15 protein-coding genes are annotated in these 20,272 nt (G+C 39.3%); 7 read left to right on the top strand and 8 right to left on the bottom strand.

The window, feature by feature from the left end:
- Positions 1–93: 93 nt before the first annotated feature.
- Positions 94–699 carry an FMN-binding negative transcriptional regulator gene (locus G8E00_RS00390; protein WP_166221251.1) on the top strand — a complete coding sequence of 202 codons (606 nt, stop codon included), beginning with the start codon at positions 94–96 and terminating at the stop codon, positions 697–699.
- Between the two features lie 122 nt (positions 700–821).
- On the opposite strand, the gene dnaJ is transcribed toward G8E00_RS00390, so the two are convergent.
- The 4 genes from dnaJ to G8E00_RS00370 form a co-directional block, all read right to left on the bottom strand.
- Positions 822–1,937, bottom strand: coding sequence for a molecular chaperone DnaJ (gene dnaJ, locus G8E00_RS00385; RefSeq protein ID WP_166012907.1), 1,116 nt, complete (start codon positions 1,935–1,937; stop codon positions 822–824).
- Between the two features lie 125 nt (positions 1,938–2,062).
- Entirely contained in the window at positions 2,063–2,440 is a 378-nt protein-coding gene (locus tag G8E00_RS00380) for a hypothetical protein (RefSeq protein ID WP_166012908.1), read from the bottom strand.
- A 130-nt stretch (positions 2,441–2,570) separates the two neighbouring features.
- Positions 2,571–5,705, bottom strand: a complete 3,135-nt coding sequence (locus G8E00_RS00375; RefSeq protein ID WP_166221249.1) for an efflux RND transporter permease subunit — start codon at positions 5,703–5,705, stop codon at positions 2,571–2,573.
- A gap of 11 nt (positions 5,706–5,716) precedes the next feature.
- Positions 5,717–6,820, bottom strand: coding sequence for an efflux RND transporter periplasmic adaptor subunit (locus G8E00_RS00370; RefSeq protein WP_166221247.1), 1,104 nt, complete (start codon positions 6,818–6,820; stop codon positions 5,717–5,719).
- A gap of 141 nt (positions 6,821–6,961) precedes the next feature.
- Between G8E00_RS00370 and G8E00_RS00365 the strand changes: the two genes are divergently transcribed.
- From G8E00_RS00365 to G8E00_RS00345, 5 genes are all read left to right on the top strand, one after another.
- A complete protein-coding gene (locus G8E00_RS00365; RefSeq protein ID WP_166012911.1) occupies positions 6,962–7,585 on the top strand; it encodes a TetR/AcrR family transcriptional regulator in 624 nt (207 codons plus the stop codon).
- Between the two features lie 141 nt (positions 7,586–7,726).
- Positions 7,727–10,417, top strand: a complete 2,691-nt coding sequence (gene ppc / locus G8E00_RS00360; RefSeq protein WP_166012912.1) for a phosphoenolpyruvate carboxylase — start codon at positions 7,727–7,729, stop codon at positions 10,415–10,417.
- 335 nt (positions 10,418–10,752) lie between these two features.
- Positions 10,753–11,700 (top strand): GGDEF domain-containing protein, encoded by a 948-nt coding sequence (locus tag G8E00_RS00355; RefSeq protein WP_166221245.1) that lies wholly within the window; start codon positions 10,753–10,755, stop codon positions 11,698–11,700.
- 270 nt (positions 11,701–11,970) lie between these two features.
- On the top strand, positions 11,971–13,272 hold the full coding sequence (locus tag G8E00_RS00350) for a solute carrier family 23 protein (RefSeq protein WP_166012914.1): 1,302 nt from the start codon (positions 11,971–11,973) through the stop codon (positions 13,270–13,272).
- A 102-nt stretch (positions 13,273–13,374) separates the two neighbouring features.
- Positions 13,375–14,286, top strand: a complete 912-nt coding sequence (locus G8E00_RS00345) for a LysR family transcriptional regulator (RefSeq protein ID WP_166221243.1) — start codon at positions 13,375–13,377, stop codon at positions 14,284–14,286.
- Here G8E00_RS00345 and G8E00_RS00340 read toward each other — a convergent pair.
- Positions 14,272–15,009: a sulfite exporter TauE/SafE family protein gene (locus G8E00_RS00340; protein ID WP_166012916.1), complete on the bottom strand. Its 738-nt coding sequence runs from the start codon at positions 15,007–15,009 to the stop codon at positions 14,272–14,274. The genes G8E00_RS00345 and G8E00_RS00340 overlap by 15 nt on opposite strands.
- A gap of 1,105 nt (positions 15,010–16,114) precedes the next feature.
- Here G8E00_RS00340 and G8E00_RS00335 point away from each other — a divergent pair.
- A complete protein-coding gene (locus tag G8E00_RS00335; protein WP_166221241.1) occupies positions 16,115–16,741 on the top strand; it encodes a PIG-L deacetylase family protein in 627 nt (208 codons plus the stop codon).
- A 105-nt stretch (positions 16,742–16,846) separates the two neighbouring features.
- Here G8E00_RS00335 and G8E00_RS00330 read toward each other — a convergent pair whose 3' ends face one another.
- The 3 genes from G8E00_RS00330 to ilvD all read right to left on the bottom strand — a co-directional run bounded on the left by G8E00_RS00330 (position 16,847) and on the right by ilvD (position 20,218).
- Positions 16,847–17,134, bottom strand: a complete 288-nt coding sequence (locus G8E00_RS00330; RefSeq protein WP_166012918.1) for a chorismate mutase — start codon at positions 17,132–17,134, stop codon at positions 16,847–16,849.
- Positions 17,127–18,449 (bottom strand): hypothetical protein, encoded by a 1,323-nt coding sequence (locus G8E00_RS00325; RefSeq protein ID WP_166221239.1) that lies wholly within the window; start codon positions 18,447–18,449, stop codon positions 17,127–17,129. Before G8E00_RS00325 ends, G8E00_RS00330 begins: the two co-directional genes overlap by 8 nt.
- A gap of 83 nt (positions 18,450–18,532) precedes the next feature.
- Positions 18,533–20,218: a dihydroxy-acid dehydratase gene (gene ilvD, locus G8E00_RS00320; RefSeq protein ID WP_166221237.1), complete on the bottom strand. Its 1,686-nt coding sequence runs from the start codon at positions 20,216–20,218 to the stop codon at positions 18,533–18,535.
- Positions 20,219–20,272 lie beyond the last annotated feature (54 nt).

Here is a 20,272-nt window from a genome sequence, read left to right as displayed (position 1 = left end):
GATTATATTCATTGCATGAAATTCAAAACAATCCAGTGATATTCCAACCCACAAAAATTCTACTTTTGATTAAACGGTGAGCCCTGAACATAAATGTATATTCCACATGATTTCCAAGAAGTACGAACAGAAGAAATAGCAAATCTAATTAAAAATTACCCTTTAGCTTGTATCGTCGCAAATACTGCAAAGGGTCTTATCGCCACACATGTGCCCTTAATAATGAAAAGTAATCATGTCCTAGTCGGGCATATCGCAATGGTTAATGACATGAAAACGCTTGTTTCTGATGCTGAAGAAGTTCTCTGTATATTCAAAGGAGAAGATGCATATATTTCAGCAAATGACTATCCAAGTAAATTTGAGGATCACAAAAAAGTACCTACTTGGAATTATCAAGTGGTTCACATATATGGAAATATTTCATATTTTACAGATACCAAAAGTAAGTTAGCCGCTATTGGCATGTTAACGAAAATAAGTGAACAACAAGTAAATGGCGATTCTGGATGGAAAATGTCTGATGCCCCTAGAGAATATTTAATGGAGCAATTAAATCACTTGATTGTTTTCGAAATTAATATTTCCAAAATTCAAGCTCAGTCAAAACTAAGCCAAAATAGAGAGCAGAAAGATTTTGATTCTGTCGTCAAAAATCTGCAGAACAGAGATAAAAAAATCTTGCTGAAAGCATGTTAAGGCTTAAAAGAGATTGATCAGGATTTGTATATTGATCGTTGAGATTATGATTTTTAATGAAATATAAAAGTTAAGTATAAAAAAACCCGACTCAAGGTCGGGCTTTTTCAAATGTCTTAAAATCAGTCAAATAAACGATCAAAGAATGATTTTTTCTTTGGAGAAGATTTGCTGTCTTCACCATCAAGACTGTCTTGTAATTCTTTCAACAACTCACGCTGACGTGAAGTTAAATGAACTGGTGTTTCAACAACAACACGGCAAAGTAAATCACCTTGCATGCTGGTACGTACAGGTTTTACACCCTTACCACGTAAACGGAACATTTTGCCTGTTTGAGTACCTTCTGGCACTTTTAGGCTTACACGACCATCCAGTGTTGGAATTTCAATCTCTTTACCCAAAGCTGCATCAGCAATGCTGATTGGCACATCCATATACAAGTCTGCACCATCACGTTGGAAGATTTCATGTTCGCGAACATTCACTTCAACGTATAAATCACCAGATTGACCATCACGAATTGCTTCACCTTTGCCTGTTAAGCGCACGCGATCGCCATTATCTACACCTGCAGGAATCGTTACTTCAAGCGTTTGTTGACGATCTTTTACACCTGTACCATGACAGGTGTTACAAGGGTTTTTAATGATTTTACCTTGACCACGACAAGTGCTACAGGTTTGTTGAACTGAGAAGAAACCTTGTTGCATACGGACTTGACCCGCACCGTGACAGGTTTTACAGGTTTCAACATCATTTGGATTTTTAGAACCTTTACCATTACACGTTTCGCAAGGTGCTGGTGCAGTAAAGGTAATGGTTTTTTTAACGCCTTTAACTGCTTCTTCTAAGGTCAATTCCATGACATAGCGTAAGTCTGAGCCACGTCTTTGACGTTGTTGGCTACGACCGCCACCGCCAAATGCGCCACCAAAAATATCACCAAACTGGCTAAAGATGTCCTCTGCGCTAAAACCACCACCGAAGCCACCACCACCGCCCATACCACCTTCAAAAGCGCTATGTCCCATACGGTCGTACATGCTGCGTTTTTCGCCATCAGAAAGTACTTCATAAGCTTCAGAAGCCTCTTTGAATTTTTCTTCAGCTTCGGCGTTGTCAGGGTTACGATCTGGATGATATTTCATCGCCAACTTACGGTAGGCTTTTTTAATTTCATCATCACTAGCGGATTTAGATACCCCTAAAACCTCATAATAATCACGTTTAGCCATGTCTGGCGATGCTCCACAGAATTTGATTTTACTTCACTGCGAAGTATGTTGGGGTATTATTTTAATTTTACAAGTCGCTGTACATAATTATTTTAAATGCGCTGCGTTTTCCTCAAATTTTGCTGTTAAAAAACAGCTTTCTTTTGCATATATTTAATTAGGCCTTTCAACCACTGATTAATTAAATATAACCATGCAATGCCACTAAAAAATACACCAATGACTGTACAGCTTTTTACCCAAATCACACTATCCCAGTATATAAAATGCGCTGGAATAAACCACAATGAAGCAAATACAGCTAAAATTAGGAAAATAACAACATTACGCATAATCCATAGACTATGCGTTTTAATCCATACTTCAGAATTGTCAATTTTCGCAACTTTGCGTGCTAACCAATAAGAAATCAGCACACTCACGATGGTCAACAAACCCAAAAACATGAAAAAATAGGACAGTGAAATATTACGTCGCTGTCTAGAAAGATTATCTTTCCCCATGGATACTTTCGACCTCAACGTATTGCATGGTCATCTTCTTTTATGCAATACGTCACTCATGTTATTTTGTGTAAAAACTAGGACTACTATATTGAATTTTTCAATTTTTCGCACCTAATATCCACAAAATCTAGGTCCTTTTTGTTTCTTTTTGCACCTTAAACCATGCCGCATAGAGCGCTGGTAAGAAAAATAGGGTCAATAGCGTGGCAATAATCAATCCACCCATGATCGCAACTGCCATTGGTCCAAAGAAAATACTCCTTGATAATGGAATCATTGCCAGTACAGCAGCCATTGCAGTGAGGATAATTGGACGTGCACGGCGTACCGTTGCATCCAAAATTGCATCCCATGTTGCCTGTCCAGCACGAATATCTTGTTCAATCTGATCAATCAGTATGAGTGAATTACGCATAATCATGCCAGATAATGCAATCGTACCTAACATTGCCACAAAGCCGAATGGTTTATTGAATATCAACAAAAATAACACCACACCAATTAAACCTAAGGGTGCTGTTAGAAAAACGATAACAGAACGTGAAATACTTTTGAGTTGAATCATCAATAAAGTAAACACCACTGCCAAGAATAGTGGCATACCTGCATTCACCGATTTTTGCCCTCGGGCAGATTCTTCTACTGTGCCACCAACTTCAACCAAATAACCACTTGGTAATTCAGCGCGAATTTTTTCGATTTTTTCAGATAACTCTCCCACCACAGTCGCAGGTTGTAACTGCGTACGAATATCAGCACGCACGGTAATCGTCGGTAAACGGTTACGATGCCAAATCAAACCATCTTCAAAACGATATTGAATCTGAGCAATTTGTGCCAAAGGTACCGTCGTCCCTTTTGCAGTTGGCACGGCTAAACTTTCTAATGAAGCAACATCTATGCGTTCAGCCTGATTCCCTCTTAAACGAATATCAATCAGTTCTCGTTTTTCACGATACTGATTAATCACTGCACCACTGACTGAACTGTCTAAGAAGTTTGCTAAGTCCTGACTGGTCACACCCATTTGGCGAGCACGGTCTTGATCAATCTCTAAGGAAATAATCTTACTTGGTTCACCCCAATCTAAGTGCACATTGGTGGTATTTGGATTTTCACTCACCGCTTTAGCGACCACTTCTGCACGTTGACGTACTGTATGTAAGTCTTCACCTGAAACACGGAACTGAATTGGATATCCCACTGGTGGGCCATTTTCCAATAATGACACCCGTGTACGTACATGTGGCAACAGCTGCTTAATTTTTTCACCTAATTCTTTACGAATTTGATCCCGATCATCCAATGACGATGCCAGCACCACAAACTGAGCAAAACTTGCTTGTGGAAGCTGTTGATCCAGTGGCAAATAAAATCGTGGAGAACCTGTGCCCACATAAACCACATAGTTATCAATCCCTTTTTGCGTCGACAAAAACTTCTCAACTTGTTTTACGGCTTGTTCCGTAGCAGTCAATGACGCGCCTTCCTCTAACTTTAAATCAACCAGAATTTCGGCTCGGTTTGAGGGTGGGAAAAATTGCTGAGGAACCAGTTTAAACATTAAAATCGACAGTACAAAAATGCCTACCGTAGCAGCAATGACCGTTTTACGATAAGTCAAACAGGTATTCACCACCGATCTAAATTTTTGATAAGTCTTGGTTTGATAGGGATCATGATGTCCGTCTTGATGATGTAGCACAGGTGTTGGTTCGGGTTGCTTCCTTAACCTTGCCCATAAACGCTGATACCACGGTGCTTTTTGTAAGGTTTGATTAAAATCTGGCAGTAATTTATCGCCCAGATAAGGCACAAAAAGTACAGCAGCAAACCATGATACCACCAGTGCAATAGTCACAACTTGGAAAATCGAGCGGGTATATTCTCCAGTACTTGACGCAGCCGTCGCAATCGGTAAAAACCCTGCTGCGGTAATTAAGGTACCAGTCAGCATGGGAAAAGCGGTAGATGTCCATGCATAGCCTGCTGCTTTTAATCTGCTATAGCCTTGTTCCATCTTAATGGCCATCATTTCAACGGCAATAATCGCATCATCGACCAGCAGACCGAGCGCTAAAATCAGTGCACCCAAAGAAATTTTATGTAAGCCAACGTCAAATAAATTCATGCCAGCAAAAGTCATGGCTAAAACCAAAGGAATGGAGAAAGCAACCACGAGTCCTGTACGAAAACCTAAAGAGAAGAAACTCACCAATAGAACAATAATGACCGCTTCTGCTAAAACTTTAATAAACTCATGAATACTGCGTTGTACCGCAACAGGTTGATCAGATACTTTTTTCAGCGACATACCAACGGGCAAGCTTTTTTGTAGCCGTGTAAATTCTGTTTCTAGATTTTTCCCTAAAGCTATGATGTCTCCGCCTTTACGCATAGATACTGCTATACCAATGCCATTTTCACCCATGAAGCGCATACGCGGCTGTGCAGGTTCACTAAAACCACGATAGACTTCAGCCACATCGCCCAATTGGATGGTTTTATTGCCCACCAAAAGTGGCATTTTTTTTAGTTCATCAACATCGCTTAACGCACCACTGACACGGATCTGAATTCGATCCGACGGTGTTTCAAAAAAACCCGCACTGGCAATGGCATTTTGCTTGTGTAATGCGTCTTGTATAGATGAAATTGGAATACCCAGTTGTGCAGCTTTGGTATTTGAAAGTTCAATCCAAATTTTTTGATCTTGCAGTCCAACTAAATCGACCTTACCGACATCTTTGACCCGTTGCAGTTGTAACTGCAAACGATCTGCATATTCTTTTAAAATACCATAGTCAAAGTCTTGTCCCGTGAGGACATAAATATTACCGAAGGTGTCGCCAAACTCATCATTGAAAAAAGGACCTTGTACACCGCTGGGTAATTTATGCTTGATATCATTGACCTTTTTACGAACCTGATACCAGACATTGGGAAGGTCATGCGACTTTAAAGAATCTTTAGCAATAAAAGTCACCATCGATTCGCCAGGTCTTGAATAAGCAACTACACGCTCGTACAGGCCAGTACTCATGAGCTCTTTTTCGATGCGATCGGTGACTTGTAGAGAGACCTCTTCAGCCGTTGCTCCCGGCCAGTAGGTTTGTACCACCATCACTTTAAAGCTAAATGGCGGGTCTTCGCTTTGAGAAAGTTTAGCGTATGAATATAGCCCAACGATGCCCATCAGAATCATGAAGTAAAGGATTAGACCTTTATTGTTCAATGCCCATTCTGACAAATTGAAATTCATTCTAGAGCCCATTATTTTGCTCCTGATTGAATATTCACAGCACGGTTATCACGATCAATAGGATTGATCTTCTGCCCTTCTCGAAGTAAGTGCACGCCCCCCACGACGACCCAATTCGAGGCATTTAATCCAGAGATGACAGATACCGAATCACGCCCATATGCGCCGAGCTTTACATCAACTTTATGTAAAGTGTGATCAGGTTTAACCACCCATGCATAGGCCTGATTCTGTTTTGCAGAAATACTGGCTAAAGGTACGCTGATGACATTGTCTTGATTTTCTGAAAAATAGACACGTGCACTTTGCCCCAATTGAATTTGCGATTGCCCTTCTTTCAAAGCCACTTTGACACGAAAAGTACGAGACTGATCTGTAGCAGGTGAAATTTCTCGTACTGTTGCTGCGAAACGTTGTTCTGGTGCTGACCATAATGTCACCCATGCCGCTTGACCTACTTGCATCTTGGAAACCGCTTGCTCAGGTACACCAATCACCACTTCACGATCACCATCGATTGCCAATTGGTAGGCTGCTTGCCCTGCAGCCACCACTTGTCCAATTTCGATATCACGTTGGGTAATCACACCATTTTTTGTCGCACGCAACTGGTTATAATGTGTTTGATTTAAACTGACGTTATAGTTGGCTTGAGCTTGTTTGAGTGCTGAAATTGCCGCTTTGTATTGATTATCCACCACATCGTATTGAGATCGGCTAACGGCATTGATCGGCAATAAATCTTTATAACGATTGAGTTCTTGTTCAGCATTTTTTGCGGCCGAACGCGCATTTTCCAATTGCGCTTTTGACACATTGAGTTGCAGCTGAGCATCTTTGACATCCAGTTCTGCCAATAGTTGTCCTTCTGTAACACGATCTCCAACCTCAACATAACGTTTGGTAATGTGTCCTGTCACGCGAAAAGCAAGTGTAGCTTGCTGTCGGGCTTGTACTTCACCTGCATAACTTTTTAGCTGGTTTTGCTTGCTTTGAGGTTGAGTGACCATCACAAAAGGAACTTGTTCTTCAGTCGCTGGTTTTTGATGACAAGCTGATAACGTGCTTATCAGTACAATCACGATACTGGTCATAAATATTTTAGAACTGCTCATGCTCAATGCTCTTTTTCAATTTTTGTTGGGCAAAATAAAGCGATTACGTTTTGTACATGTTTAATTAATATACTGTGTGGTACATTAATTACAAACATAATTCTAAGTAAATGACCTGTTTGATTTTTTTATTGGATTTTTTTGCAAATGAATATTGGACGTCCTAAAGATTTACAAAAACAAAAACAAATATTAAAGGCTGCGAAATCATTGTTTTTAAAGCATGGTTTCCATGGTTCAAGCATGAATCAAATTGCCGCTGAGGCAGGTGTAACCAAGCTGACGGTATATAATCATTTTCAAGATAAAGTCACCCTCTTTAGCTGCGCGATTGCAGAAGCTTGTGAAGAATCAATTCACGCATGGCCAATTGTGCTGACTCAAAATTCCGACTTTAAGGCCGCTTTATGGCAAGTGTGTGAATTGGCGCTTTCTATTGTTAATTTGCCTGAAGCCATTAAATTGGAACATTTATTGCTGGAATTGGCTGCGGAACAAAATCCGTTGGCAAAACCTTTTTATGAAGCATCACATGAAAGATTATGCGCTGTATGGACTGGATTTTTACAACAAGCCATCCAGTTTAATTTCATTGTGGCTGATGATGTCGACAAACAAACTCAGTTGTTGCTGTCATTGCTGCTTGGACATCGACATCATGAAGTTTTGTTAGGCGTCAGAGCAGTCCCAGATCAAACTGAACGAAAACAGATCATTCAAGACAGTATTGAATTATTTCTTTTGAAATACCAAAAATCTGAATGAGCTCGATGTTTTGGCAAATAGCCCGTGATTTTATTGGTATTTGCCTTTTTTTACTCCAATTGGATATCAACTTTTGTAGGGAGTCCCTTGGCTTGTCACAAAAACGGCGTATATTCAAATTAAGAACAACAGGAGAAACCCATGATTCAACAAATTGATGCTCCATTACGTGAAGACGTACGCTTACTGGGTAATTTATTAGGTGACACCCTAAAAGAACAAGCTGGACAAGATTTGTTTAATCAAGTAGAACAAATTCGTGCTTTAGCCAAAGGCGCTAGAGATGGAAAAGTTGAAGCAGAAAAAGAACTTGAGCAACTTTTTTTAAGTTTAGAAGACAATGAAATTTTACCCCTGACCCGTGCTTTTTCTCATTTTTTAAATTTTGCCAATATTGCTGAACAATACCATGTGGTTCGTAGTCGCCGCCAAAACGAGTTTGACTTAGATGCACCATCGCCCAATGTTCTCGATCATTTATTTGAAAAATTTAAAGATCGCGATATTTCTGCTGAAACCTTGTATCAGCAAATTTGTGAACTCAGCATTGAACTGGTTCTTACGGCGCATCCAACCGAAGTCAGTCGCCGTACCCTGATCCAAAAATATGATGGCATCAATGACTGTTTGTCAAAATTTGATCAGCAAAAACTCACACCAAAACAACGTGAACACAATTTAGCGCATTTAAAAGAATTGATTTGCTCAGCATGGCAAACCGACGAAATTCGACATAATCGCCCAACCCCTATTGATGAAGCAAAATGGGGTTTTACCACCATCGAGCAAACCTTGTGGAATGCCATTCCTAAATTTATTCGTGAATTGAGTGAATTGGTGGAAAGTCAGTGCGATAAAGCCTTACCATTGAATATTGCGCCCATTCGCTTTGCGTCATGGATGGGAGGTGACCGTGATGGCAATCCAAATGTCACTCACAATGTCACTCAAGAAGTGCTTTGGTTATCGCGTTGGAAAGCCGCTGATCTGTATTTAAGAGATATTGAAGACCTGCGTTGGGAGCTTTCAATCCAACATTGTAGTCCAGAATTGAGTGAAGCGATTGGTTATGATCACCCAGAACCATACCGTGAATATTTAAGAACAACACGTGAACGTTTAAAAATCACACGTGCTTGGTTGTCTGCAAAATTACAAGGTCAACATTCCGATGTCGATCGTAGCCTGATCATTCATCATAAAGATGAATTATTACAGCCTTTATTGTTGTGTTATCGATCTCTGATTGACTCGAATTTACCTGAAATTGCCAATGGTAAATTGCTCGATTTTATTTACCGTATTAACTGCTTCGGCATTGAGTTGCTGAAACTGGATATTCGCCAAGAATCAGGTCGCCATCGTCAAGCAATTTCAGCGATTACGGAATATTTAGGTTTAGGTAATTTTGAAACGTGGACTGAGCAAGCTCGTCAAAATTTCTTAATTCAAGAATTACAAAGTAAGCGCCCATTACTACCGAAGCATTTTCATGAACCAACTGGCAGTCTGATTGAGCACCCAGATGTGCAAGAAGTCTTTGCCACCATGCGAACGTTGGCTGAACAACCCAAAGAAAGTTTAGGCGCTTATATTATTTCGATGGCGGAATATCCAAGTGATGTGTTGGCTGTTCTACTTTTACAAAAAGAAGCAGGCATTCAACATCCCTTGCGTGTCGTTCCCCTCTTTGAAACACTGAAAGACCTAGATGGTGCTGCCGACACCATGAATACCCTGTTCAATATGCATTGGTACAAACAGCATATTCAGGGCAAACATGAAGTGATGATTGGCTATTCAGACTCGGCAAAAGATGCTGGATTTATGTCTGCAAACTGGGCGCAATATCGTGCGCAGGAAGAACTCACCGCTGTTGCCAAACGTCATGCTGTCCAACTGACCCTTTTCCATGGTCGTGGTGGTTCCATCAGTCGTGGGGGTGCGCCAACCCAACAAGCGCTGTTTTCACAACCCCCCGGTTCAATCTCAGGTGCAATTCGTGTCACTGAACAAGGTGAAATGATTCGCTTTAAGTTCGGTTTGGAAGAAATCGCCTTACAAAATTTAGAGATCTATACCGCTGCAACTTTAGAAGCGACCTTACTTCCACCACCAGAACCGAAACAAGAATGGCGTGATCTGATGCATAAGATGACCGATTCATCGGTTCAGGTGTATCGCAAAACGGTGCGTGAAAATCCGCACTTTGTGAAATATCTACGCACGGTCACACCAGAGTTAGAATTACAAATGTTACCGCTGGGTTCACGACCTGCTAAACGTAAAGTCAGTGGTGGTATTGAGTCCCTTCGTGCCATTCCTTGGGTTTTTGCATGGACACAAATCCGCTTAATGTTGCCAGCATGGTTAGGGACCGGTGCTGCGATCAATCAAGTGATTGGTGAAGGTTACAAAGCGCAGTTAGATGAAATGCTACAACAATGGCCATATTTCCAAACGTTGATTGATATGTTGGAAATGGTGCTCTCGAAATCGGACAGCAATATTGCTTTGTACTATGAATCGCATTTAACTGATGATGAAGATTTAAAAGTTCTGGGTGCTGAACTTCGTCAGCGTCTACATGATGCTGTGCAAACATTACTTGCAATGAAAGGCGAATCAAAACTTTTAAGCTCTAACGATGTCCTTGATCAATCTATGAAAGTACGTAAACCTTATTTACTGCCTCTCCACTTATTGCAAGCAGAGTTGATGAAACGTCGTCGTGAATACCTGAGCCAAGGTAATGTAGAACAGACGGCTGTTGACCATGCATTGATGGTGAGTATTGCAGGGATTGCAGCTGGTCTGCGTAATACGGGTTAAAACATTCATTTTGAATAAATAAAGTCAACGTGCCTGTTGGCTTTATTTTTTTCTACCGTATGAAATCCTGTTTTCTTATTGATTTATTTAAAGTAAGCTAAAAACAGCACATTAAAACTTAGATTTAGCTCATGATCTTGATTGAGTCCCTGAAAAGAAAATGCCAACAACTTATTGATAAAATTAACACCGAATACTTAAGATTGCTCGATTTGAATAATGTCAAAAAATCTGGAGTGGTTTGCCTTGTTTTAATGTTTTTCCACGCATTCTTTTTATTGCTCTTAACCATTCATCATGATTTCGAACTGCTAAATAGGCCATGGATTCCTTTGATGATTGGCTTATTAATCAGTTTCATCTTGATCTCTCTGGTACTGTTTTACATTTGTCTTAAACTGCCTGTGAACAGTAAAACAGAATTTTATATGCCGATCATCAGCTTAGGATTTTATAGCGCTTCACTGATGATCAATGGCTATTTCGCTGGCATGATGACGATTGTAACGGGCGTTTTTACCATTGGTTCGATCTTCACAGGTATGTTGTTATTTAGTCCACGCATTATGTGGTATGGCTCCATTCCCTGTTTGATCGTGTTTTATCTGACCAGTATTCTCACTGTGTTGAAGATCATTCCTTATGCAGCAGCGTATCAGCCATATACCTTTGTCAGTCAGCATATGGAAGGATTCGTTGTTTTATTTAATTTAGTCCTCACTACCCTAATTGGAGTCGCTCTGGTCAGCTTATTTTCAGCCTTTTTACAACGTTGGACAGCACGTGAGCAAACCCAAAAAAGACAGATTTTTTTGGATCCTTTAACACAGACCTTTAATCGCCGTGGCGTTGAGCATTATTTTCAACAGATGGCCTCCAGCCATCCCTCTACATACTGCCTAGCTTTATTGGATATCGATTATTTTAAGAAAATTAATGATGAATATGGCCATGACTGTGGCGACCAAGTCATTATCCGTCTAACAGAAATCTTAAAACTCAACATTCGCAAAAAAGACTATATTGCCCGTATGGGCGGAGAAGAGTTTTTGATTATTTTTGAAGAAACGCCAATCGATTTGGCCTATCAGATTTTAGAACGTTGCCGAAATTCGATTGAAACTTATATTTTAGAATATGAAGAGAAAAAAATTCAGTTTACTGCCAGCTTCGGCTTAAGTATGGCACAAGATCAGCAAGACTATCAGAGTGTGCTAAAACATGCAGACAATGCTTTATATGAAGCTAAACGTACGGGACGCAATTGCATTTGTATGGTTTAAAACGGCCCATGATGTCGATGATCTAAACAATCAATCAAATACATTATGATTTTCCATCACTGTACGAACTTTAGTAAATATTAAATTTAATGATAAGCTAATCAGTCATTTCACTGTTTTAACGTTGTTTTTAAAGATTAATTTTTTACCGCATGGTAAAAAATATAATAAAAGTCATAGTATTAGTTTTAACATTTTTAAAATAAGGGGCATATTTCTGGCAAAAACAGGCGTATCATGTGCACAATTTAACTATCGAGTGCTCATTTTATGTCCAATTGGTTCCCAGAATGGCTCCCTTACAAAGGCAGCGCTGATATACGCCCAATCGGTACAAATGAGTATTTACCTGCTGCACAAAGTGCTGTTCTTGGCATTCAGCATGTGTTTGCAATGTTTGGTGCGACAGTACTTGCGCCCTTCCTCATGGGCTTTGATCCGAATCTTGCGATTTTCATGTCTGGTATTTGTACCATTCTATTTTTCCTAATCACGGGTGGTCGAGTTCCAAGTTATTTAGGTTCAAGCTTTGCCTTTATTGGAGTCGTGATCGCTGCCACAGGCTATGCTGCCTCTGGTTCTGGCGCACCTAACCTCAACCTTCCAGTTGCTGCAGGCGGTATTATTGCCTGCGGTGTGATTTATGCACTGTTTGGTTTTTTAGTCATGGCGACAGGTACGCGCTGGATTGAAAAACTCATGCCACCTGTTGTGACTGGTGCAGTAGTGATGATCATTGGTCTAAACCTCGCTCCGGCTACCGTAAGGAATGTGACTGGCGACAACTTCAATATGTGGATGTCATTGGTGACTGTGCTGAGCATGGGCTGTGTATCAGTTTTTGCTAAAGGTTTATTACAACGCTTATTGTTATTGGTCGGTTTATTGTTTGCTTATTTGCTCTATTACCTGGTGAGCAATGTCATGGGCTATGGTAAACCGATTGATTTTGCGCCTATTCAACAAGCAGCATGGTTTGGTTTACCTAAATTCCACTCCCCTGTTTTTGACTTTAATGCAATGCTGATTATTGCACCTGTTGCATTGATTCTGCTGGCTGAAAACTTAGGTCATATTAAAGCTGTTGGTGCGATGACAGGTGAAAATCTAGATCCACACATTGGTAAAGCGTTTGTTGCCGATGGAATCGCGACAACACTCTCTGGTGGTGTAGGTGCGCCTGGAATGACGACATATGGTGAAAATATTGGTGTGATGGCAGTCACTCGTGTGTACTCGACTATCGTATTTGCAATTGCAGGTGTATTTGCAGTGTTGCTCGGATTTTCGCCTAAATTTGGTGCGATCATTCATACCATTCCAACCGCGATTTTAACGGGTGCATCTATTGTCGTTTTTGGTTTGATTACCATTGCCGGTGCTAAAATCTGGATTGAAAATAAAGTCGATTTTTCCAAGAACAAAAACCTCATGGTTGCTGCTGTTACTGTGATTTTGGGAACAGGTGACTTTGCCCTTCAATTCGGTAGTTTCAACTTAGGCGGTATTGGTACTGCAACTTTTGCAGCGCTTATTTTGAACTGGTTTTTTAGTCTTAAAGATAAAAGCTAATCCTTGCATTTTACTAAAGCAGCCAATTGGCTGCTTTTTTATTGTCTTATTTTGTGCAAATTTGAGTATGATGAACATTCATTAATCGGATGGGCTGAGTGGATGCGCCTTGATTTTTTTGATCTACAATTATTTTTAAATATCGTCGACACAGGTAGCCTGACCAAAGGTGCTCACCGTTCATCCATTTCATTGCAAGCTGCCAGTGAGCGTGTAAAAAAAATTGAACAACAGTTTGCAACCAACTTATTTACCCGACATGCAACTGGGGTCAAGTTAACCCTTGCAGGTCAAACGTTTGCTGAACAAGCTCAGCTCTTGATTCAACAAAGCCATCACTTAGAACAAGCCATGTTGCCTTTTTCTCAAGATCTTCAATCTTCAATGACTTTATGGTGCAACTCCTCTGCGCAAAGTGAATATCTTCCCTTTCTGCTTCCCAAATATTTAGTTGAAAACTCGAATATCCAAATTGATCTAAAAGAAGCAGAAACCAATGACATTATTGTCGCATTAGAAAATGGTACGGCGAAATTAGGACTGATTTCGAGTTTTTTTGACTCAAGTACATTACAAACCTTAGAATTTTCCGAAGATCCACTCGTGATAATTTCTCCACTACAACATGAGCTTAACACTTACAAAACCTTAGATCTCAAGCAGACTTTGCATTATCCATATGTAGGACTAATGCAATATCATTCACTACAACAGTCAATTGAAACTCAAGCCAAAAAGTTAGGTTATGCCATACAATATCGCCTTCGCTTACCTAATTTCGCCGCCATCGCACAAGTAGTTGCCAATGGCGTTGGCATTGCGATTATTCCTCAACGTGCGGCACAGCGTCTTAGTCAACATTATCAATTTCATCAAATTCCAATCATCGGTGATTGGGCAAATCGGAAGTTATTGTTGGCTGCGAAAAGTTTTGATGCCTTGCCTATTTCCTATCAGCATTTTAGTCAGTTCTTACTTTCTCAAAATTTGAGTGTAGGATTAAATCCATCCTAATTGATGACTGACCATATAGCCTCCAAAAATAACCAATCCTGCGAAAAAGACTTTACGAAATTTTTGCTCAGGAATGCGATAACGAATTTTGGTCCCTAGCCACATTCCAATGAGTGATGGAATAAGCGCAATCAAAGATAGTTTGTAGTCGATAGGAATGTCTTTTACAGGATTTAAATGCAAATATATAGCAAGGCAAATCGTTGAAACGGTAAATGCTAAACCTAAAGATTGAACCAGATCATCACGTTTTAAATGCAAAGACTGTAAATAAGGAACGACTGGAATCACGACGACGCCTGTTGCCACTGTCAAAGCCCCACCCAAATATCCCATGAATGGAGAAAGCCATTTTTCCTGTGGAGCTAAATTTGGCATATTTTTGGCGCATAAACCATATACGCCATATAGGGCGAGCATTCCCCCTAATAGTGCTTCACTTTTAAAAGAGCCGTGACCCAAGGTTGGAAAAACACTCCAAATTGAACCGACTATAATACCGATGAGCAAAGGCCAAAAGCGTTTAATCAGTTTGAATACCTGTCCTTCAGCAAAAAGTTGCCAAAAATTGGTAATCATTGAAGGAATGATTAAAAGTGTTGCCGCTTGGAAAGGTGTCATAACCAATGAAAGTAATCCCATAGATACCGCTGGAAGCCCTAAGCCAATCGTGCCTTTGATCATACCTGCAATAGAAAATACAGCGACAACAATCGCAAGCATGAACAATCCCTCAGATAAAAATACTGGCTCATGCTAATTGTTTTATTTGAGGGGGAATATCATTGTTTTTAGAAGGAAGCCTCAATTAAAAATTGAGGCTAAATTAAATATGAGTAGGATTTATTAAACCTCTTTCATAAATCATTTTTCAACCAATTAAAATTTATAATAAAGTTCCCTCTCCTTGTAGGAGAGGGCTAGGGAGAGGTTATTTTTAGCTTAAAATCCTTAATCGTAACCTCTCCCTGAGCCATATATGGCGAAAGAAAAGTAACTTTCATTGTTAATTCTAATACAAATTAATGATCATTTTTTGACTTATGAAAGAGATCTATTGATCTATACAGAATTTTGCTGTGAATTACTCTGATGTTGATCAATTCGATGATTCATAAAGATGTTGATTAATTCGATGATTCATAAATATGCGAGTTCTACTGATAATTTTGAATCGCTTCACTTAAGTTAAACTTAATTGAAAAAACCAACTTGAGCTAAAAAAATCGACTAATTTTGTTGCAGTTTTAATTATTTTCTCTTGAGCCTCGTTCATAAGCCATCTCATACAGCATAAAAAAATTTAAGTTTAATCGTTTAAAAATATCATGCCTAAATGGCTATATACATAAAAAATACTATTTATCATAGATGTATAACAAATAAATTCAGAGAGTAATCATTTTTTAATAGTGTGACATACGTCGCATATTGTTAATTTTTGCTAAAAATATACTCATTTGTTGTTAAACAATGCGTATTTATGTATTGGCTTTAAGCGAAATATTGTAGATTTTAGTCTAGAAAATAATTCTATATATGATTAATTAATATAAAATAAATTCCAAAAAATATGCCGATTAAATCAATGAAATGTAGAATATTTTTATCAAAACTCTGATAACAATAATAACATTTTGTTTCTATCATTATGTTTTTTAATTATTAGAATGACTCTTACAGGTTATGAACCTAATTATAAAATCAGATTCACCAATTTAAGTTTTTCTAAATAATACAATTATTCAGTAGCAAAGAGATGTCATTTATAAAAGTCGAATTAAAAGATTCACAAAAATATTCTAACAGTAATGAAAGATTTAGAATTATGAAATCAGGAATCATTGCTATAGGTGCACACCCCGACGATATAGAATTGGGGTGTGGTGCAAGTTTAGCAAAATTGGCAAATCAAGGTCGCGATATTTTTGCTATCGTTTTATCGAACGGTTCTGAAGGAAATCCTCTAAAACAAAACCGTATTCAAGAAACCAGCGATGCGTTAAATTTACTTGGTGTGACGAAGACATTTTTCTTAAATTTTGCCGACACTAAACTGTCTTTGAACTTACATGAGATTATTTTAGCTTTAGAAAAAATTCTAGAAGATTTGTCTACTCAATCTAATATTGAGCGTATTTATACGATGTTTAAAGATGATCGCCATCAAGATCATAGAGCGACCTATGAAGCATCTATCGTTGCCTTTAGACATGTAAAACAAATTCTTTGTTATGAGACGCCAAGTTCAGGTGCTTATTTTAGTCCCAAAGTATTTGAAGATGTAGATGAAGCTTATTTAAATAAAAAAATTGATTCCTTACAACATCATGCAAGTCAAATTCATAAACACTACATGTCGCCACATCTGATCAAATCAATCGCACTTTTGAGAGGACAACAGGCAGGTTTTCCATTGGGTGAAGGCTTTGAACCTTATAAAGTTGTCTTATAAATCATAATTTTATAGTTTTTTTTAATTAGAAATATAAAAATTGAATCATGGCAACATGCTTTTGTGATTCCCAAATTGTTATAGCCTGTTGTCAAATTTAGAATCTTATGGACGAATTTCTTTCAGCTCTCTTTGAATAAAATGCTGGAGCATATCCCGATATAACTTTTCAATGAGATCTGGATCGATTCGGGCTTCAGTTGCTTGTGCTCGTACTTTAGCGATCACCTGCTCGACTCGTTGTGGGGACTGAACATCTTGAACACTATGTTTAAAACGGACCGCTTGATCGACATAATATTGACGCGTAGCGAGTAGCTCTATAAGGGATTGATCAATGCGATCAATGTGATTTCTGACTTCTTCCAATGAACTACATTTTTCTTTATTCATCTTCGAGTTTTTCCTCCTGATTCTGTTCTAGTTCGTTATCGCTTTTATACTTCTGTTCTAACACATTACTGAAAATACTTTCAATCATCCATACACGATACAAACTATTAAATACATAACTTTTCCCATCCAAACGCAGTTCCAAAACAGGAAAATCGGGTTGCAACTTCATTTCGCATAACAATTCATTTTCTTTTAATTTTTCTTCAACATCCAAATTTGTTAAATGATCGATGTTCAATTCACGTCGAATACGGTTGAAATGTGTTGGAAATGACAGGTCTTTACCTTTCGACCATACTGCTTCTAAAATCTCATATATCGCATCAATACGTTGCTCTTCTGGAACGCTATAAAAGAGTTTTGCCATATTGATGGTGCTTTCTTCAGTGGGTCGACAAAACGGCGTAAATTTCACGCCTGCACGTTTAGACAACCTTGTCGCAAGACTCCAATCAAATAAATCTCGACCTTGGTAGTTCAACGGATAAATCGTCAAATCAATATCATAATAATCGGCAAGTTCTTCTTTAATATAAGCCAATAACAACCAGCTAAGTGGATCTTCTAGTGCAATATACAAATCAAGTTCAGGACTCATGGCCTGAATTTCACTGAGTTCTTCTGCATCATTCATCAAGTGTTCACGCCACTCAATATGATTAATCAGAAAAATAGGATTACCCGTGAGTAATTTTTGCTGTTTCAAACGACGAGTTAAACGCAGTAAATCATCCACGGCGTGATACTTACGTCCACCAATTTCAAAATAGCTGGCTAAAACAGGTGTGTGGTCAAATTGGCGCTCAGGCAGATGTTGTTCTTTTTGGTGTTTACTGGCCATCACATATAAAGTACGCAGCTTTCCATACTGTTGTTGCCACAACATATGAAACACATCTTCAAGTAAATATAAAAAATTTTGATCTTTTAATGGGGTGTTTTTTAAAATGGTTTGCGCTTGTAAGATCGCTTCTGGATTTGGAATTTCAGGCTGTTCATTGTCAAAACCAAACCGATGTTGATGCGCTAAAATTTGCGCATCTCTCAAACTATAATCACGCCATTCTTCGGCGGTCATCTCATTGGGAGGTTCGGCAGCAGTATCTGAAATAATGACTTTTAAAGGTTTCAATTCATCATTTAAAATATCGTTCAATTGAATCAGCTGTTGTACCGCTAAATAGCTATACACATCATCTAAACGTAAATAAATACTGAGTCCGTGTTCTGTCGACAATAGCTCTTGGCGAACTGGTTTTTGATAAAACCAACTCGATCGAATAGGATCGAACCAACGGCGTAACAGTGACATGAATAAAGCCTCTAAGAAAAATATACCCTTGCGGTGCACGATCGCACTACAAGGGTTATAACAATTTGTTGCGCAATGATCAATTAAACATCTAAATTTAAATCGGTTACTGCACCTTTTTCTGCACCTGTAGTCAATTTTGCAAACTTGGCTAAAGCACCATAGCGATAGTTTGGCTGCGGTTTAGTCCATTGATCTTTTCGTGTTGCCAGTTCTTGGTCTGAGATATGTAAGGTGATTTCTTGCGTTTCAGCATTGATTGAAATTTTATCACCATTTTTGACCAATCCAATTGGACCACCTTCATAGGCTTCTGGGGTCACATGCCCAATCACAAAACCATGACTGCCACCTGAAAAACGTCCATCAGTCAACAGTGCAACAGATTTCCCTAAGCCTTTACCAATAATGGCTGAAGTTGGTTTCAGCATTTCCGGCATCCCTGGTCCGCCTTTTGGACCTTCACCACGAATCACCACCACTTCGCCTTCTTGAACTTCACCATCTAAGATGCCACGCATCGCACCAATTTCACCCTCAAAGACACGTGCAGGTCCTTCAAAATACAGCCCTTCTTTTCCTGTAATTTTAGCCACCGCACCTGTTGGTGCTAAATTGCCTTTGAGGATCACCAAATGCGAATCTTTTTTTATCGGGGCATCGAACGGTAAAATAATTTGCTGACCTTCAGGGTAATCGTCAACTTCAGCTAAGTTTTCTGCCAATGTTTTACCTGTCACTGTTAAACAAGAACCATCGAGCATGCCTGCATTGAGCATACGTTTCATCAAAGGTTGAATGCCACCAATGGCAATCAGTTCTGACATTAAATATTTGCCCGAAGGACGAACATCTGCCACCACAGGTATGTCTTTACCTATGCGCACAAAATCATCCAAAGTTAAATCCACACCAGCAGTATGTGCCATCGCTAACATGTGTAAAACACCGTTGGTTGATCCCCCTAAAGCAATCAAAACCTTAACCGCATTTTCAAAAGCTGCCTTGGTCATAATGTCACGTGGTTTGATGTCTAAGCGCAGTAAGTTCATGACTGCCTCACCTGCACGTTGACAGTCCAAAATCTTGTCTTGTGACACTGCTTCTTGTGCAGAAGACCCTGGTAAACTCATACCTAAAGCTTCAATTGCCGATGCCATCGAGTTTGCGGTATACATGCCACCACAAGAGCCAGGGCCTGGAAGTGCTACTTCCTCAATATGTTTAACTTGAATGGCATTAATTTCACCCTTAGCATGCTGACCAACGGCTTCAAAGACTGAAATCATATCGGTATGACCTTCACCCGGTTGAATGGTTCCACCATAGACAAACAGCCCTGGTCGATTTAACCGTGCCAAGCCCATGACACAACCAGGCATATTTTTGTCACATCCACCTATGGCAATCACACCATCATAGGCCTGACAGCCGACCACAGCTTCAATTGAATCTGCAATGATTTCACGTGAAACCAAGGAATATTTCATCCCTTCTGTGCCGTTTGAAATCCCATCTGAAATGGTAATGGTATTGAAAATAATACCTTTGCCACCTGCAGCATTGACGCCTTTTTCAGTTTCACGTGCTAAGCCATCAATATGCATATTGCATGGTGTAACGTTCGCCCATGTCGATGCAATACCAATGAAAGGACGTTCGAAATCTGCATCTTGAAAGCCTGTTGCACGCATCATTGACCGTGCAGGTGCATTTTCTATGCCTTCGTAAACGGGAGCAGAATGTTCGCGAATATTACTTTTACTCATTGTGATGCTCTCCATGGCTAAGACAAATATTAATGTGTTTTGTCGTCGCTATTT

Origin of the sequence: Acinetobacter shaoyimingii (assembly GCF_011578045.1) — a bacterium.
Classification (GTDB): domain Bacteria; phylum Pseudomonadota; class Gammaproteobacteria; order Pseudomonadales; family Moraxellaceae; genus Acinetobacter; species Acinetobacter shaoyimingii.
This window is presented reverse-complemented; position numbering and strand designations above follow the sequence as displayed.

Excerpts from the sequence above, each read along its gene's own strand:
- G8E00_RS00390 (WP_166221251.1), top strand. The coding sequence starts at position 94 with ATGTATATTCCACATGATTTCCAAGAAGTACGAACAGAAGAAATAGCA.
- dnaJ (WP_166012907.1), bottom strand. The coding sequence starts at position 1,937 with ATGGCTAAACGTGATTATTATGAGGTTTTAGGGGTATCTAAATCCGCT.
- G8E00_RS00380 (WP_166012908.1), bottom strand. The coding sequence starts at position 2,440 with ATGGGGAAAGATAATCTTTCTAGACAGCGACGTAATATTTCACTGTCC.
- G8E00_RS00375 (WP_166221249.1), bottom strand. The coding sequence starts at position 5,705 with ATGAATTTCAATTTGTCAGAATGGGCATTGAACAATAAAGGTCTAATC.
- G8E00_RS00370 (WP_166221247.1), bottom strand. The coding sequence starts at position 6,820 with ATGAGCAGTTCTAAAATATTTATGACCAGTATCGTGATTGTACTGATA.
- ppc (WP_166012912.1), top strand. The coding sequence starts at position 7,727 with ATGATTCAACAAATTGATGCTCCATTACGTGAAGACGTACGCTTACTG.
- G8E00_RS00355 (WP_166221245.1), top strand. The coding sequence starts at position 10,753 with ATGATTGGCTTATTAATCAGTTTCATCTTGATCTCTCTGGTACTGTTT.
- G8E00_RS00350 (WP_166012914.1), top strand. The coding sequence starts at position 11,971 with ATGTCCAATTGGTTCCCAGAATGGCTCCCTTACAAAGGCAGCGCTGAT.
- G8E00_RS00345 (WP_166221243.1), top strand. The coding sequence starts at position 13,375 with ATGCGCCTTGATTTTTTTGATCTACAATTATTTTTAAATATCGTCGAC.
- G8E00_RS00340 (WP_166012916.1), bottom strand. The coding sequence starts at position 15,009 with ATGCTTGCGATTGTTGTCGCTGTATTTTCTATTGCAGGTATGATCAAA.
- G8E00_RS00335 (WP_166221241.1), top strand. The coding sequence starts at position 16,115 with ATGAAATCAGGAATCATTGCTATAGGTGCACACCCCGACGATATAGAA.
- G8E00_RS00330 (WP_166012918.1), bottom strand. The coding sequence starts at position 17,134 with ATGAATAAAGAAAAATGTAGTTCATTGGAAGAAGTCAGAAATCACATT.
- G8E00_RS00325 (WP_166221239.1), bottom strand. The coding sequence starts at position 18,449 with ATGTCACTGTTACGCCGTTGGTTCGATCCTATTCGATCGAGTTGGTTT.
- ilvD (WP_166221237.1), bottom strand. The coding sequence starts at position 20,218 with ATGAGTAAAAGTAATATTCGCGAACATTCTGCTCCCGTTTACGAAGGC.